A 14,590-nucleotide genomic window follows, 5' to 3' on the forward strand; every position below is an offset into this window, starting at 1 on the left:
TCATGCCCGCAAAGGGTAAGCACCGTCGTCCCAGCGCTTTGCGTTTCACCCGCTCCATCGCCGTCGCCGGAACCGGTGGCGCCGCACTCGCCCTGCCGCTTCTCGGTGCCACCGGAGCGAACGCCGCCACTCCGCAGGCCGCCCCGGAAAAGGCCGTCCAGTCGTATGCCGTCGCCGGCAAGACGTCTGACGGCGTGAAGGCCGACGGCGACAAGAACGGCGAGACCCGCACGTACATCGTGAAGGGCGGCGACTACCTGGCGAAGATCGCCGAGTCCGAGAACGTCGACGGTGGCTGGAAGCAGCTCTACTCCGACAACCGCGAGGCCGTGGGCGGCGACCCGTCGCTCATCCACCCCGGTCTGAAGCTCTCGGTCGACGGCAAGGCCGCCGCGACCGGTGCGCCGAAGAAGTCCTCTTCTTCCGAGGCGCCCTCTTCGGCCGCTCCGTCGGCTCCGTCCTCCAAGGCGAAGCCGTCGACGGCCGGCGAGGCCTCCGAGCGGTCCGCGCCGAAGTCCTCCTCCGGCTCGGCCACCGCGAACCAGGCCGCGGCCACCTCCGGTTACAGCTCGCCGGTGCCCGGCGGCGGCCTCGGCACCGCCTACAAGGTGGCCGGCAGCATGTGGTCCAGCGGCTACCACACCGGTGTCGACTTCGCCGTTCCGACCGGCACCTCCCTGAAGGCCGTGGGCGCGGGCACCGTCGTCTCCGCCGGCTGGGCCGGCTCGTACGGCAACCAGGTCGTCATCAAGCTGGACGACGGCCACTACGCCCAGTACGCCCACCTCTCCTCGCTGTCCGTCTCGGCCGGCCAGACCGTGAGCGGCGGCCAGCAGGTCGGCCTCTCGGGCTCCACCGGCAACTCGACCGGTCCGCACCTGCACTTCGAGATCCGCACCACGCCGAACTACGGCTCGGACCTGGACCCGGTCTCCTACCTCCGCGGCAAGGGCGTCTCCATCGGCTGACCCCCGAGGCAACCCGCCTGACACGCCGCCGAAGGCCGGACCCCGATCCCCGGGTCCGGCCTTCGGTGCGTCCGGTGTGCCGGGTGTGCCCACAGAAAGGGAGTACGGGGAGTACCGGGAGTGTTCCGTGCGTCACGTTGCCCGCCGGTCAACGTCCCCGCCCGGAGGGCTATTCCAAATGTGCCGGCGCTTTACGAGTGGCTTATCTCACCGTCCGTCAATGCCTTCCTACGGTCGCGTAGGTCACATTCGAAGGTGAATCATGTCCGGTTGTGGCAGACGATTCGAAGAATGACAGCAAGGCAGTGATCGGGTCGTACGTGGCGGTGGGGGACAGCTTCACCGAGGGCGTCGGCGACCCCGGCCCCAACGGGGCATTCGTCGGCTGGGCCGACCGATTCGCGGTACTTCTCGCCGACCGGCGTCCCGAAGGCGACTTCCGGTACGCGAATCTCGCGGTGCGCGGAAAACTGCTCGACCAGGTCGTGTCCGACCAGCTTCCGCGGGCCGTCGAACTGGCCCCCGCACTGGTCTCTTTCTGTGCGGGCGGCAACGACATCCTGCGCCCCGGCAGCGACCCGGACGAGGTGGCCGAGCGTTTCGAGCGGGCGATCGCCGCGCTCGCGGCGGTCTCCGGCACGGTTCTGGTGACGACCGGGTTCGACACCCGTGGCGTGCCCGTGCTCAGGCATCTGCGCGGCAAGATCGCCACCTACAACGGGCATGTGCGGGCCGTCGCCGACCGGTACGGCTGCCCGGTGCTCGACCTCTGGTCCCTCAGGAGCATCCAGGACCGCAGGGCCTGGGACACCGACCGGCTGCACCTGTCGCCCGAGGGGCACACGCGCGTGGCGCTCCGCGCGGGACAGACCCTCGGCCTGGACGTCCCGGCCGACCCGGAGCAGACCTGGCCCCCGCTGCCGCCCCGCGGCAGCCTCGACGTCCGGCGGGACAATGTCCAATGGGCGCGCGAGTACCTGGTGCCGTGGATAGGGCGCAGGCTGCGGGGAGAGTCGTCGGGGGACCACGTGACGGCGAAGGGCGCGCTGTCCCCGCACGACATCAAGGAGCGCATCGCCTCGGTGGCATGACGAGGGGCGGGAGGGCGCGAGGCGGGGGGAGCGGGTGCGGGCGCGGCCCGCGCCGGGGGCGTCCGCGTTCCCGGTTCGGCGGGCCCGCCCGGACAGTTCCTCCCGCTCCGGCTCCCGCTCCCGGGCCGGCGGGATCCGGACAGCGGAGCCCGCCCGCGTGGGCGAAGGCGGTGACCGCCGGCTGTTCCTTCGCCGAGAAGTGAGGGAGCACGTGCACGGCTCCGGGACGCTTTCCGGCCAGTGAGGCGTACCGGCGCCGGACCGGCCGCACATAATGGAATGTCTGACCGACTCCACCTGGAGGCAATGTGGCCGGTACCCGTTCCCAGAGCTCCGGGCTCCGTGCGCTACGGCCCGCGGCCTTCGGCGCGGAGCCCACCGGTGAGCGCATGGCGCGTATCCGCAGGTCCCCGCACTACCGGGACGGCGTGTTCCAGAACCCCGAAGGCCCCACCCGGCTCCGGCCCCCGGGCTCCTCCCGGGACCTGGCGAAGACCTACTTCGACAAGGACACCCGCTCCCACCGTGCCCCGCACGGCGCCCTGCCGGTGCATGCCACCACCCTCGCCGACCTGGCCCGCCCGCCTGCCTCCGGACTGCGCCTGACCTGGATGGGCCACTCCAGTGTGCTCGCGGAGATCGACGGGCGGAGGGTGCTGTTCGACCCCGTGTGGGGTGAGCGCTGCTCCCCGTTCCCCTTCGCCGGGCCGAAGCGGCTGCACCCGGTGCCCCTGCCGCTGGCCGCGCTCGGTCCGGTCGACGTCGTCGTGATCTCGCACGACCACTACGACCACCTGGACCTGCCCACCATCAAGGCGCTCGCCGGCACGGACACGCTGTTCGCCGTACCGCTCGGTGTGGGCGCCCATCTCGAGCACTGGGGCGTGCCCGCCGACCGGCTGCGCGAACTGGACTGGCACGAGGCGACCGGGATCGGCGGACTCACCCTCACCGCCACCCCGGCCCGCCACTTCTGCGGCCGGGGCCTGCGCAACACCCAGCACACCCTGTGGGCCTCATGGGCCGTCGCGGGCGAGGAGCACCGCGTCTACCACAGCGGCGACACCGGCTACTTCGACGGCTTCAAGGACATCGGCGCCACCCACGGCCCCTTCGACGCGACGATGATCCAGATCGGCGCGTACTCGGACTTCTGGCCCAAGGGGCACTCGGACCCGATTCCCGGGCCCGGTTCCTGGCCGGAGATCCACATGAACCCCGCGGAGGGTCTCCAGGCCCACCTCGACCTCCAGCAGGGACGGCCGGGCGGGGTCTTCCTGCCGATCCACTGGGGCACCTTCAACCTGGCGCCGCACCCGTGGGCGGAACCCGGCGAGTGGACGATGGCCGCGGCCGACGCGGTCGGGCAGCCCGCCGCCTTCCCCGTTCCGGGCCTGCCGTTCGAGCCCGCCGGGGAGCTGCCGGCCGAACCGTGGTGGCGGGGTGTGGGACACGTCCCGAGCCGCAAGTGGCCCCTGCCCGACCCCGTCACGGACTCCTCCCGCGAGGACCTGGACCTGGTGGGGGAGGAATGAGCCTTGGCCTTGATCGCTACGGTGAGTGATATGTCCGCGAAGGGCACGCAGGGCGGGGAGGTCTTCCGAGGGGCCCTCCGGTAGGGCGGCCGAGCGGAAGACCGAGGGCCGGGGAGCTTGGAGCTCCCCGGCCCTCGGTGTTTCCCGGTGACCATCTCTGACCAGGTCGGATCGAGTGATGACTGTTCTTTGACGACTGGGTGACGGGTTTATCGGTCTGTCGTACGAAGCCTCATACCAGAGCGGGACGCTGTCCGTGTGAGTTTGTCAACTGACCACCGCACGTGATGCGGTGGTGACTACGGTGAGTGTCGGTCGGGCGACGCATGGCCGACGCCCTCGGCCTTCCGACGCGCCCCCGACCGGTACGGCGACACCACGACGACACCCGTCGCCCGGCGCATCGCGCCACGGGGTCGCACCCATCAGATCGGATCAGGGAGCGGGGACCGGTACGTGCAGGCAGAAGGCGGACGAGGGAGAGGACGGGGTGGCACACCCCGCCGCTCGGGCCCGGCCGGCGGGCCGCAGGCAGCCGCGGCTGCCCCGGGCGGGCCGCCGGCCGGGGCACGCACCGGTGCCGGCAACGGGCGTCCGCCCGCCGCGCGCGGCGACGAGCCGCGCGGAACACGGAACCGGTCCCGCGCGCCCGGCGGCCGCGGCCCCACGCGTTCCCCCGGCACCCAGGACCGACGGACCAGTTCGAGGACACCCATGCCCGATCTCCGCGCTCCCGCCGGTCCGCCCTCCCGCACCGACCGGCGGGAGGGCGGACGGCACGGACGCCCGCCCGCCCGGCCCGCCCCCACGCACCCCGAGGCGCAGATACGGTCCCAGTTGCTGCGACTCGCCGTCCTGCCGCCCGTGGCGGTCGCCCTCAGCGCCAGCGCCGCCGTGCTGTTCCTCGCCCGCTCCACCGGCGTACGGCCGGGCGCGACCCTGTGGGGTGTGCTCGGTGGCGCGGTGTCGGTGACCCTCGCCGGCATCGTCATCGCCGCCGTGGCCGCCGACCGCGCGGCCCGGTCCGTGCACGACCGCGTCGAGAGCCTGCGCCGGAGCACGGCCCGGCGCGAGGCCGACCTGCGCGCCCTCGTGGACGCCCTGCGCCGTGGCGACGGCCCGCCACCGCGCACGCAGCCGGGCGGGACGCCCATGGACGCCGACGACTTCGACCGGCTCGCCGCCGACCTGTCCCGGGCCCACGACAGCGCCGTCACCGCCGTCGTCCAGGCGTCCCAGCTCTCCAGCCAGGCGGGCAGCGAGCAGAAGCTCGAAGTGTTCGTCAACCTGGCCCGGCGTCTGCAGTCCCTGGTGCACCGCGAGATCTCCATCCTCGACGAGATGGAGAACGAGATCGAGGACCCCGACCTGCTCAAGGGCCTCTTCCACGTCGACCATCTCGCCACCCGCATCCGCCGTCACGCCGAGAACCTCGCCGTGCTCGGCGGGGCCGTCTCCCGGCGGCAGTGGAGCAACCCGGTCTCCATGACCGAGGTGCTGCGCTCGGCCATCGCCGAGGTCGAGCAGTACTCACGGGTCAAGCTGGTGCCGCCGATCGACGGCACCCTGCGCGGGCACGCCGTCGCCGACGTCATCCACCTGCTCGCCGAACTCGTCGAGAACGCCACGCTGTACTCCGCGCCGCACACCCAGGTGCTGCTGCGCGCCGGACTCGTCACCTCCGGGCTCGCCGTCGAGGTCGAGGACCGCGGGCTCGGCATGCCCGTGGACGAGCAGGAACGGATGAACGCCCTGCTCGCCGACCCGGACCAGGTCAATGTCGCCAGCCTCCTGGCCGACGGGCGCATCGGCCTGTACGTGGTCTCGCAGCTCGCGCGGCGGCACGGCATCCAGGTCCGGCTCCAGAACAACATCTACGGCGGAGTCCAGGCCGTGCTCGTGGTGCCGCAGGCACTGCTCGGTGCCGAGCCCTGGTCCTCGGGGCCGGGCGCGGGCGAGAGCCGGCCGGCCGAGGGCGACGCGGGGCCGGGCCCGGGGTACGGGAACGGAGCATGGCCGCAAGAGCCGCGGGCAGGCACCGACCCGTACGCCGGCCCCGGCCCGCAGACCCGACCCGATCTGCGGACGGGACCCGATGCGGGGACGGGCCTCGCGCAGCAGACCGGCTCCGGCTCGCCGCCGGAGCCCGGGAGCGGGACGTCCCTCCCCCCGGTGTCGCCCCCCGGCGTACCGGCGGCACGGCGCCCCGACCGGGCCGGCGCCCCGGCAGCCCCGACGGGTCCCGGCGGCGTGGCGCCGCCCCTGCCGCTGCGTGGCGCCCGCGCGGTGCGGCCCAATCCGGCCGAGGCCGTGCCCGGCGTCACCCCGGACGACCGGCAGACCCTCGAGGAGAGCGGGACCGGGGCCGCACCCCTCACCCCGCGCAACCCCACCGTGCGCGGCACCATGGGCAGACCCCGACTGCCCCGCCGCCGCGCCCAGGAGCACTTGGTGCCCCAGCTCCGCGACGGTCCCACGCCGCGTCAGGACACCGAGCACGTCGTCGGGCACGACCCCCACCTGATGGCGGCCTTCCGGCGGGGCGTCAGCCTCGCCGAAACCCAGCAGCACATGGACACGGGCCACCTGGGCAGCGACGACCTGGACCGTAACGACCCGCCCCCCGACGACACGAGGCACGAGGACATGGGCCGTGTCGGGACAAGGCATGTCGACACGGACCGTGGTGACACGGCCGACGGACACAGGGCGGGCGACCACCTGGTGGGCGACTACCTGGTGGGGGGCCACATGGCATCCGTGTCCATGCTGCCGTCGTCCCCCATGGACGACCGCTTCAGTCCTCCCGTCCGTCCCACGGACACTCACCCCACGGATGCCCACCCCGTGGACACCCCCTATGCGGACGCCCACCTCATGGACCCGCACCACACGATCAAGGCTCACGCGACGGAGTCCCACACCGTGGAGTCCCACACCGCCGACGCGCGTCCCACGCGGACGGCGTCCCGGGAGGCGCGCGGCGGCCACGACGGTGTGCCCGCGCCCCGCACCGACCACCCCACCGCACGGCACGACGGGAGCGCACCCGCCGGATGAGCACGCCCGCACCCTCCACCCCCTACCGGGCCCCCGCCTCCCCGCCCGCCCCCGCCCCCAGCGCTCCCGCAGACCTTCGTACCCCAAGGAGTCGATCCACCATGGCGAGCGATGCGCCGACCACCCACGTTTCCGATCTCGACTGGCTGATGAGCGGCCTCGTGCAACGGGTGCCGCACACCTCCAGCGCCGTGCTGCTCTCCTGCGACGGACTGGTGAAGTCCGTGCACGGCCTCGACCCGGACAGCGCCGACCACATGGCGGCCCTGGCCTCCGGCCTCTACTCCCTCGGCCGCAGCGCCGGCGTCCGCTTCGGCGCGGGCGGCGACGTACGCCAGGTCGTCGTCGAGCTCGACTCGATGCTGCTGTTCGTCTCCACCGCCGGTTCCGGCACCTGCCTCGCGGTGCTGGCCGGCCGCGAGGCCGACGCGGCGGTGCTCGGTTACGAGATGGCCATGCTGGTCAAGAGCGTCCGGCCGTACCTGGTGACCGCCCCCCGGCAGCCCGCCGTCGAACCGCCGGCGATGAAGCCTTGAACGTGGCGGCGGCCGGTGACGGCCCTTGGCTGGACGACGCGGCCGGCCGGCTGGTGCGCCCCTTCACCGTCAACGACGGCCGCACCCGCCCCACCGTCGAACTCGACCTGATGTCACAGGTGATGGCCACCGGGGCCACCCCCTTCGGCTACCTCGGCCCCGAGCACGCGCAGGCACTCGAACTGTGCCGCGCGCCCCTGCCGGTCGCCGAGGTGGCCGCCCACCTCAAGCTGCCGCTGGCCGTCACCAAGGTGCTGCTGGCGGATCTCGTCGACAGCGGAGGTCTCACCACCAAGCCCCCCGTGTTCGACCACAACCCGACGGACCGGGCCCTTCTGGAGGCAGTGCTTGATGGACTACGACGACAGCTCTGACCACGGCGCCGGCGCCGACGTGTTCCCCACCGCGCTCAAGATCCTCGTGGCGGGCGGGTTCGGCGTGGGCAAGACCACCTTCGTCGGCGCGGTCAGCGAGATCGCGCCGCTCAGCACGGAGGAACTGCTCACCACGGTCAGCGCCGCCACCGACCGGCTCGACGGCATCGAGAACAAGGTCGAGACGACCGTGGCGATGGACTTCGGCCGCATCACCCTGGACCGGCAACACGTGCTCTACCTGTTCGGCACACCGGGCCAGGAACGGTTCTGGTTCATGTGGGACGAACTCTGCGAAGGCGCCCTCGGCGCGGTCATCATCGCCGACACGCGGCGCCTGGAGGAGTGCTTCGCCGCCGTCGACTTCTTCGAGCAACGCGGTCTCGGCTTCATCATCGCCGTCAACGAGTTCGACGGCGCCTTCCGCTACGACCCCCAGGAGGTACGCGCCGCTCTGGACCTGCCGGACGAGATCCCCGTCGTGTGCTGCGACGCCCGGATCTCCAGCTCGGGCGTACAGACCCTGCTGACCCTGGTCCGCCACCTCATCGCCCACGCCCCGGCCACCGCGACGGGGTACGGCGCCCACATGTGATCCCCACACACCGACACGGAGCCCGTATATGACATGTGCCCACATCCAGGGAGCCCGCCCATGAGCTACGACCCGCCACGTCCGGCCGGTCGTCTGTTGCTCACCCCCGAGGACAAGGAGGCCCCGGCCCGCACCGAGCGGCTGCGCCGGCTGGGACTGGGCGAACGCCCCGAGCCCGCACTCGACGCCTTCGCGTACGGCCTCTCCGAGTTCACGGGGGCGGCGTACGCCATGGTCAACTTCCTGGGGCAGGAAGGGCAGTTCTTCGCCGGTCTGCACACACCGGCGGTCGCGCCCGTCGTCCGCGGCGACGGCACCGGCGCACTGCTGGGCCGGTCGCTGCCCCGCGACCACGGCTTCTGCCCCCATGTGGTGGTCCGCCGCAAGGCGCTGGTCCTGGGGGACGTGAGCGACTACCCCCGGTTCGCGGGCAACCCGGTCGTGGACGAGTTCGGGGTGCGCTCCTACCTGGGTGCCCCGCTCATCGACAGCACCGGCATGGTGCTGGGCACCGTGTCCGTCTCCGACACCCGGCCGCGGGCCTGGGGGCAGGAAGGGCTCGTGGCCATCAAGGAACAGGCCGCGGATCTCGTCGTACGGATCGAACGCGGGGAGAGCGACGGACTGCCGTTCTGAATCCGCGGACGCGGTGTGCTGCCGCCGATGGGGTGAGGCGTGAAGGAAAGCTGTGGCCGCGCTTAAGAAATCCTCGATGGACCGGTGAGGGTGTCGTACGGCAGATTGCAGTGCGATCCCACCCCGTTCCCGGCCAGGGCTGCTCCGGCATGCCCGGAGCCGGGACTCACCCCGAGGAGCCGTGGCGTTGAAGGCGCTCGTCAAGGACAAGGCCGAACCCGGGCTGTGGCTCGCGGACGTCCCGGAGCCGGCCGTCGGCCCCGGCGAGGTGCTGATCAAGGTGCTGCGCACCGGCATCTGCGGCACCGACCTGCACATCCGCGCCTGGGACGGCTGGGCCCGGCAGACGATCAGCACCCCGCTGATCCTCGGGCACGAGTTCGTCGGCGAGGTCGTGGAGACCGGACGGGACGTCGACGAGATCAAGACCGGTGACCGGGTCAGCGGCGAGGGCCACCTGGTGTGCGGCAAGTGCCGCAACTGCCAGGCCGGACGCCGGCACCTGTGCCGCGCCACCGTCGGTCTCGGCGTCGGCCGCGACGGCGCGTTCGCCGAGTACGTCACCCTGCCCGCGGCCAACGTCTGGGTGCACCGCGTCCCCGTCGACCTCGACGTCGCCGCGATCTTCGACCCGTTCGGCAACGCCGTGCACACCGCCCTGTCCTTCCCGCTCGTCGGCGAGGACGTCCTGATCACCGGTGCCGGACCGATCGGCCTGATGGCCGCCGCGGTGGCCCGGCACGCCGGCGCCCGCCACGTCATGATCACCGACGTCAGCGAGGAGCGCCTGGAGCTCGCCCGCAAGATCGGGGTGAGCCTGGCGCTGAACGTGCGGGACTCGGCGATCGCCGACGGGCAGCACATCCTCGGCCTGCGCGAGGGCTTCGACATCGGCCTCGAGATGTCGGGCCGCCCCGAGGCACTGCGCGACATGATCGCCAACATGACCCACGGCGGCCGGATCGCGATGCTCGGCCTGCCGGCCGAGGAGTTCCCGGTCGACTGGTCCCGGATCGTCACCTCGATGATCACCCTCAAGGGCATCTACGGCCGTGAGATGTTCGAGACCTGGTACGCCATGTCGGTGCTCCTCGAGGGCGGCCTGGACCTCGCCCCCGTGATCACCGGCCGGTACTCCCACCGCGACTTCGAGGCGGCCTTCGAGGACGCGGCGAGCGGCCGCAGCGGGAAGATCATCCTCGACTGGACGGCGTAGCCCCCTCGGCGCCCTTCCCGGCACCCTCGCTGCCACCTCCCCGGCCCTTCCTCCCCTTCCGCGAGCACCTTCAGGAGCCTCTCCATGTTCGACTCCGTGCGCGACGACCTCCGCACCACCCTCGACGAGATCCGCGCCGCCGGACTGCACAAGCCCGAGCGCGTGATCGGCACCCCGCAGTCCGCCACCGTGAACGTCACCGCGGGCGGCCGGCCCGGTGAGGTCCTCAACTTCTGCGCCAACAACTACCTCGGCCTCGCCGACCACCCCGAGGTGCTCGCCGCCGCCCACGAGGCCCTCGACCGCTGGGGCTACGGCATGGCCTCGGTGCGCTTCATCTGCGGCACGCAGGAGGTGCACAAGGAGCTGGAGGCGCGGCTGTCGGCGTTCCTCGGCCAGGAGGACACGATCCTCTACTCGTCCTGCTTCGACGCCAACGGCGGCGTGTTCGAGACGCTGCTCGGCGCGCAGGACGCGGTGATCTCCGACGCGCTGAACCACGCGTCGATCATCGACGGCATCCGGCTGTCCAAGGCCCGCCGCTTCCGCTACGCCAACCGCGACATGGCCGACCTGGAACGCCAGTTGAAGGAGGCCGCCGAGGGCGGGGCGCGGCGCAAGCTGATCGTCACCGACGGCGTCTTCTCCATGGACGGCCATGTCGCACCGCTGGCCGAGATCTGCGACCTCGCCGACCGCCACGGCGCCATGGTCATGGTCGACGACTCGCACGCCGTGGGCTTCGTCGGAACCGGCGGACGCGGCACGCCCGAACTGCACGGGGTCATGGACCGTGTCGACATCCTCACCGGCACCCTCGGCAAGGCGCTCGGCGGTGCCTCCGGCGGTTACGTCGCCGCCCGCGCGGAGATCGTCGCCCTGCTGCGCCAGCGCTCCCGGCCGTACCTGTTCTCGAACACGCTCGCCCCGGTGATCGCCGCGGCCTCGCTGAAGGTCCTCGACCTGCTGGAGTCCGCCGACGACCTGCGGGTCCGGCTGGGCGAGAACACCGCCCTGTTCCGCCGCCGGATGACCGAGGAGGGCTTCGACATCCTCCCCGGCGACCACCCCATCGCCCCGGTGATGATCGGCGACGCGTCCCGCGCCGGACGCCTCGCGGAGCTGCTGCTGGAGCGCGGTGTGTACGTGATCGGCTTCTCCTACCCCGTGGTGCCCGAGGGACAGGCCCGGATCCGCGTCCAGCTGTCCGCCGCGCACTCCACCGAGGACGTGAACCGCGCGGTGGACGCCTTCGTGGCGGCACGGGCGGAGCTCGACGCCTGAGCGAGGCCTGACGCGCCCTGCCCGCGCGCCCTGCCCCCGTGGGCCGCCCGGGCGGGGCGCGCGGCGGCGTTTGAGAGAATCGATTCCATGATCGAGGCACGGCGGCTCCACATCCTCCGCGCGGTGGCCGACCACCGCACGGTCACGGCGGCGGCCGCCGCGCTGTACCTGACCCCGTCGGCGGTGTCCCAGCAGCTCGCCGCACTGGAGCAGGAGACCGGCCACCGGCTGGTGGAGCGCGGTGCCAAGGGCGTACGGCTGACCCCGGCCGGCGAGATCCTGCTCGGCCACACCAACGTGGTCCTCGCCCAGCTGGAGCGGGCCGCGGCCGAACTCGCCGCGTACGGTGCGGGCGCGGCCGGCACCGTCACCGTCGCCTCCTTCGCGACCGGGATCGCCCAGGTCGTCGTCCCCGCGGTGGTCCGCCTCGCCGCGACGGCACCCGGTATCCGCATCCGCGTCCAGGACGCCGAGGGCGACGCCAGCCTGCCGATGCTGCTGGACCGGCAGGTCGACGTCGCCGTGGCCGTCGAGTACCGCGGGGCGCCGCCCGCCGACGATCCCCGGCTGTCCCACGTACCGCTGTACGCGGAGCCCTTCGACGCGGTCGTCCCCGTCACCCACCGGCTGGCCGACACCGCGGAGGTACCACTCGCCGAGCTGGCCAAGGACCCGTGGATCGGCCCGTACCCCGGCAACCCCTGCCATGACGTCGTCGTCCTGGCCTGTGAGAACGCCGGATTCCAGCCCCTGCTCGAGCATTCCTCGGACGACTTCCGCGCGGTGGTGGCCCTGGCCTCGGCGGACGTGGGTGTCGCACTGGTCCCCCGTTCGGCGCTGCGCGGCATGGACCTGACCGGCGTGGTCGTCCGCCCGGTCGACGGTGTCGCGCCGACCCGCCGTGTCTTCGCCGCCGTACGCCGGGGGGCCGAGGAACACCCGCTGATCCGCCCGGTCCTGGACGCACTCGGCGAGGCCGCCGGGGAGGCGTAGGGCCCGCACCGCCGCCAGGTGATTGTCAGTGGCAGCCGCTACGTTGCCTGCCATGCCGGATGCCGAAGACGTACGACGGATCACGCTGTCCCTGCCGGACACGACGGAGAAGGTGGCCTGGAGCATGCCCACGTTCCGGGTGGCGGGAAAGATGTTCGTCACCCTGCCCGAGGACGAGACGTCCATCGCCGTGCGCTGCCCCAAGGAGGAGCGCGACGAACTGGCCCTCGCCGAGCCGGAGAAGTTCTGGATCGCGGACCACGAGGCGCAGTTCGCCTGGGTCCGGGTCCGCCTCGCCGCCCTGGAGGACGAGGACGAACTGCACGACATCCTCGCCGACTCCTGGCGCCAGGCGGCCCCGACCCAGCTGCTCGAAGCGCATCCCCGGCTCGGCCGGCCGCCCGGGGACTGAACCCCCGGGGCGTTGTCAGTGGGCCACGGCACGATCCGGGGCGGGGGGCGGCGGCCGGAGGGAGATTCCGGCCGCCGTGAACGCTCCGACGCGCTCCCGCAGCGAGCGGGCGTCGAGCCCGTGCGCGGCGACATGCTCCTCGAGCTGCCCGTACCGTCGCAGCTCCCGCCGGCCCACACCCAGTCCCAGCACCCGGTGCGGCACGTCGGACAACGCGTCGTTCGCCGCCGCCACCGACGTACCCGCCAGATACGGTTCGGCCAGGACGACATCCGTCCCGGAGGCCTCGGTGGCCCGGCGCAGGGCGGCCGCGTCGAAGGGCCGGACCGTGGTGGCGTACAGGACGGTCACGTCGAGCCCCTCCGTGGCCGCGAGCACCGCGTCCAGCACGGGACCGACGGCGACCACCACACCCGCACGGCCCTCGCGGACGGTGCGGAACCGCTCGCCGTCCACCGGCAGCGGGTGCGCGTTGGCCTGCAGGGACAGCCGCACGTACACCTTGTCGTCCCCGGCGGCCACCGCGTGCCGCACCAGGGTCTCGGCCTCGTCCGGATGCCCCGGCACGTGCACGGTCCAGCCGTCCAGGGTGTCCAGCAGCGCCACGTCGCCCGGCGCCATGTGCGTGTAGCCGCCGGCCGGCCAGTCGAAGGAGGCGGCGGCGCTCACCAGCACCGCGCCCGCGTCCTGATGGCCGAGGTCCAGCTTGACCTGCTCGAACGGCCGCTCGACGAGGAAGCTGGCGAACGTGTGCACGACGGGCCGCAGGCCGGTGAGCGCCATCCCGGCGGCGGCTCCCACCAGGAGCTGTTCCCGGATGCCGACGTTGACGACCCGGTCCGGATGCCGGCGGGCGGCCTCGGTGAAGGCGTCCGTGCCGATCTCGGCGAGGACGACGGCGACCCGGGGGTCCTCGTCCAGCAACCGGGTGACGACGGGAGCGAACCGGTCACGCATGGTTTCCACGGGAGGGGTCCTTTCAGAGGGAGGAGCCGGAAGGAGAATCCGGAAGAACGAGCCGGAAGAAGGAGCAGGAAAGGGGAAGGTCACGCGGACTTCGGCTCGACCCGGGCCACCACCACGTGCGGCCGCCCCGGATGCGGCGCGGTGAACGCCGCGTGCAGCGCCTCGTGGTCACGGCCGTCGACCGTGAGCGCGGACCAGCCGGCCGCCTCGAAGCGCGCGGCGATCCCACCGGGCCGGGCGTGACTGGCGGAGGAGTTGTCCACGACGACGGTGTGCAGCCGTGCCAGCCCGGCCGGACCGGCGAACGCGATCGCCTCGTGGTTGCTGCCCTCGTCCAGTTCGGCGTCCCCGATCAGCGCCCACACGGCGGGCCCGTCGAGTCCCTGCGCGCGCAGTCCCAGCGCCGTTCCGACCGCGATCGGCAGCCCGTGCCCCAGCGATCCGCTGCCGATCTCGACGCCCGGCACCAGCGTCCGGTCGGGGTGATGGCCGAGCGGTGAGTCGTACGAGCCGAACCCGGTCAGCCACTCCACCGGCAGGAAGCCCTTGGCGGCCAGCACGGCGTAGTACGCCATCGGCCCGTGCCCCTTCGACAGCAGGAACCTGTCCCGGTCCCGGTCGTCCATCCGCTCCGGCGAGACGCGCAGGACACGGTCGTAGAGCACCCACAGCACGTCCAGGGTGGAGGTCGCCGCCGGCCCGTGCTTCTCGTCGCCGGTCATCCTGCCCATCAGCGCGGGCAGATCCGCACGGCCGTACGCAGCCGTCGTCCCGCGGGTGTGTTCCTCGGTGATCGTCATACGGCGATCGTGCGACCTCAACCGAACTTGAGGTCAAGTGCCGCCCCCGGTGCCCCGGACAAAGGGATGCGCGATCACCGCCCTGGGTGCGGTATTGTTTCCGTGCACGTCGACGCCGGGGAAT

Annotated in this window: 14 protein-coding genes; 12 read left to right on the forward strand and 2 right to left on the reverse strand. The window is 72.6% G+C overall.

What is annotated here, in order from left to right; translation table 11 throughout:
• Positions 1-2: 2 nt before the first annotated feature.
• The 12 genes from ACIF80_RS34335 to ACIF80_RS34390 all read left to right on the forward strand — a co-directional run bounded on the left by ACIF80_RS34335 (position 3) and on the right by ACIF80_RS34390 (position 12,700).
• Positions 3-968 (forward strand): peptidoglycan DD-metalloendopeptidase family protein, encoded by a 966-nt coding sequence (locus ACIF80_RS34335; RefSeq protein ID WP_399812094.1) that lies wholly within the window; start codon positions 3-5, stop codon positions 966-968.
• Positions 969-1,273: 305 nt separating this feature from the next.
• Positions 1,274-2,059 (forward strand): SGNH/GDSL hydrolase family protein, encoded by a 786-nt coding sequence (locus ACIF80_RS34340; RefSeq protein WP_399812208.1) that lies wholly within the window; start codon positions 1,274-1,276, stop codon positions 2,057-2,059.
• A 308-nt stretch (positions 2,060-2,367) separates the two neighbouring features.
• On the forward strand, positions 2,368-3,594 hold the full coding sequence (locus ACIF80_RS34345) for an MBL fold metallo-hydrolase (RefSeq protein WP_399812097.1): 1,227 nt from the start codon (positions 2,368-2,370) through the stop codon (positions 3,592-3,594).
• Positions 3,595-4,308: 714 nt separating this feature from the next.
• Positions 4,309-6,654 carry an ATP-binding protein gene (locus ACIF80_RS34350; protein ID WP_399812100.1) on the forward strand — a complete coding sequence of 782 codons (2,346 nt, stop codon included), beginning with the start codon at positions 4,309-4,311 and terminating at the stop codon, positions 6,652-6,654.
• Between the two features lie 101 nt (positions 6,655-6,755).
• Entirely contained in the window at positions 6,756-7,190 is a 435-nt protein-coding gene (locus ACIF80_RS34355; RefSeq protein WP_399812103.1) for a roadblock/LC7 domain-containing protein, read from the forward strand.
• A 2-nt stretch (positions 7,191-7,192) separates the two neighbouring features.
• The gene (locus ACIF80_RS34360) at positions 7,193-7,564 is read left to right on the forward strand and encodes a DUF742 domain-containing protein (RefSeq protein ID WP_332433092.1); all 372 of its coding nucleotides are present in this window, start codon (positions 7,193-7,195) and stop codon (positions 7,562-7,564) included.
• Positions 7,542-8,159, forward strand: coding sequence for a GTP-binding protein (locus tag ACIF80_RS34365; RefSeq protein WP_399812106.1), 618 nt, complete (start codon positions 7,542-7,544; stop codon positions 8,157-8,159). The genes ACIF80_RS34360 and ACIF80_RS34365 overlap by 23 nt, the downstream gene beginning before the upstream one ends.
• A gap of 60 nt (positions 8,160-8,219) precedes the next feature.
• Positions 8,220-8,795, forward strand: a complete 576-nt coding sequence (locus ACIF80_RS34370) for a GAF domain-containing protein (protein WP_399812108.1) — start codon at positions 8,220-8,222, stop codon at positions 8,793-8,795.
• A 187-nt stretch (positions 8,796-8,982) separates the two neighbouring features.
• Positions 8,983-10,011 (forward strand): L-threonine 3-dehydrogenase, encoded by a 1,029-nt coding sequence (gene tdh / locus ACIF80_RS34375; protein WP_399812211.1) that lies wholly within the window; start codon positions 8,983-8,985, stop codon positions 10,009-10,011.
• 84 nt (positions 10,012-10,095) lie between these two features.
• The gene (locus tag ACIF80_RS34380) at positions 10,096-11,295 is read left to right on the forward strand and encodes a glycine C-acetyltransferase (protein WP_326756079.1); all 1,200 of its coding nucleotides are present in this window, start codon (positions 10,096-10,098) and stop codon (positions 11,293-11,295) included.
• A gap of 87 nt (positions 11,296-11,382) precedes the next feature.
• Positions 11,383-12,288, forward strand: a complete 906-nt coding sequence (locus ACIF80_RS34385; protein ID WP_055594402.1) for a LysR family transcriptional regulator — start codon at positions 11,383-11,385, stop codon at positions 12,286-12,288.
• A gap of 52 nt (positions 12,289-12,340) precedes the next feature.
• Complete coding sequence (locus tag ACIF80_RS34390; RefSeq protein ID WP_399812112.1) at positions 12,341-12,700, forward strand: MmcQ/YjbR family DNA-binding protein; 360 nt, start codon at positions 12,341-12,343, stop codon at positions 12,698-12,700.
• Between the two features lie 15 nt (positions 12,701-12,715).
• Here the strand turns inward: ACIF80_RS34390 and ACIF80_RS34395 are convergent, their stop codons facing one another.
• Positions 12,716-13,666, reverse strand: coding sequence for a transketolase family protein (locus ACIF80_RS34395; RefSeq protein WP_399812114.1), 951 nt, complete (start codon positions 13,664-13,666; stop codon positions 12,716-12,718).
• Between the two features lie 80 nt (positions 13,667-13,746).
• Positions 13,747-14,466, reverse strand: coding sequence for a transketolase (locus tag ACIF80_RS34400; protein ID WP_399812116.1), 720 nt, complete (start codon positions 14,464-14,466; stop codon positions 13,747-13,749).
• Positions 14,467-14,590: the final 124 nt, after the last annotated feature.

Origin of the sequence: Streptomyces sp. NPDC085927 (genome assembly GCF_044540975.1) — a bacterium.
GTDB lineage: Bacteria > Actinomycetota > Actinomycetes > Streptomycetales > Streptomycetaceae > Streptomyces > Streptomyces hirsutus.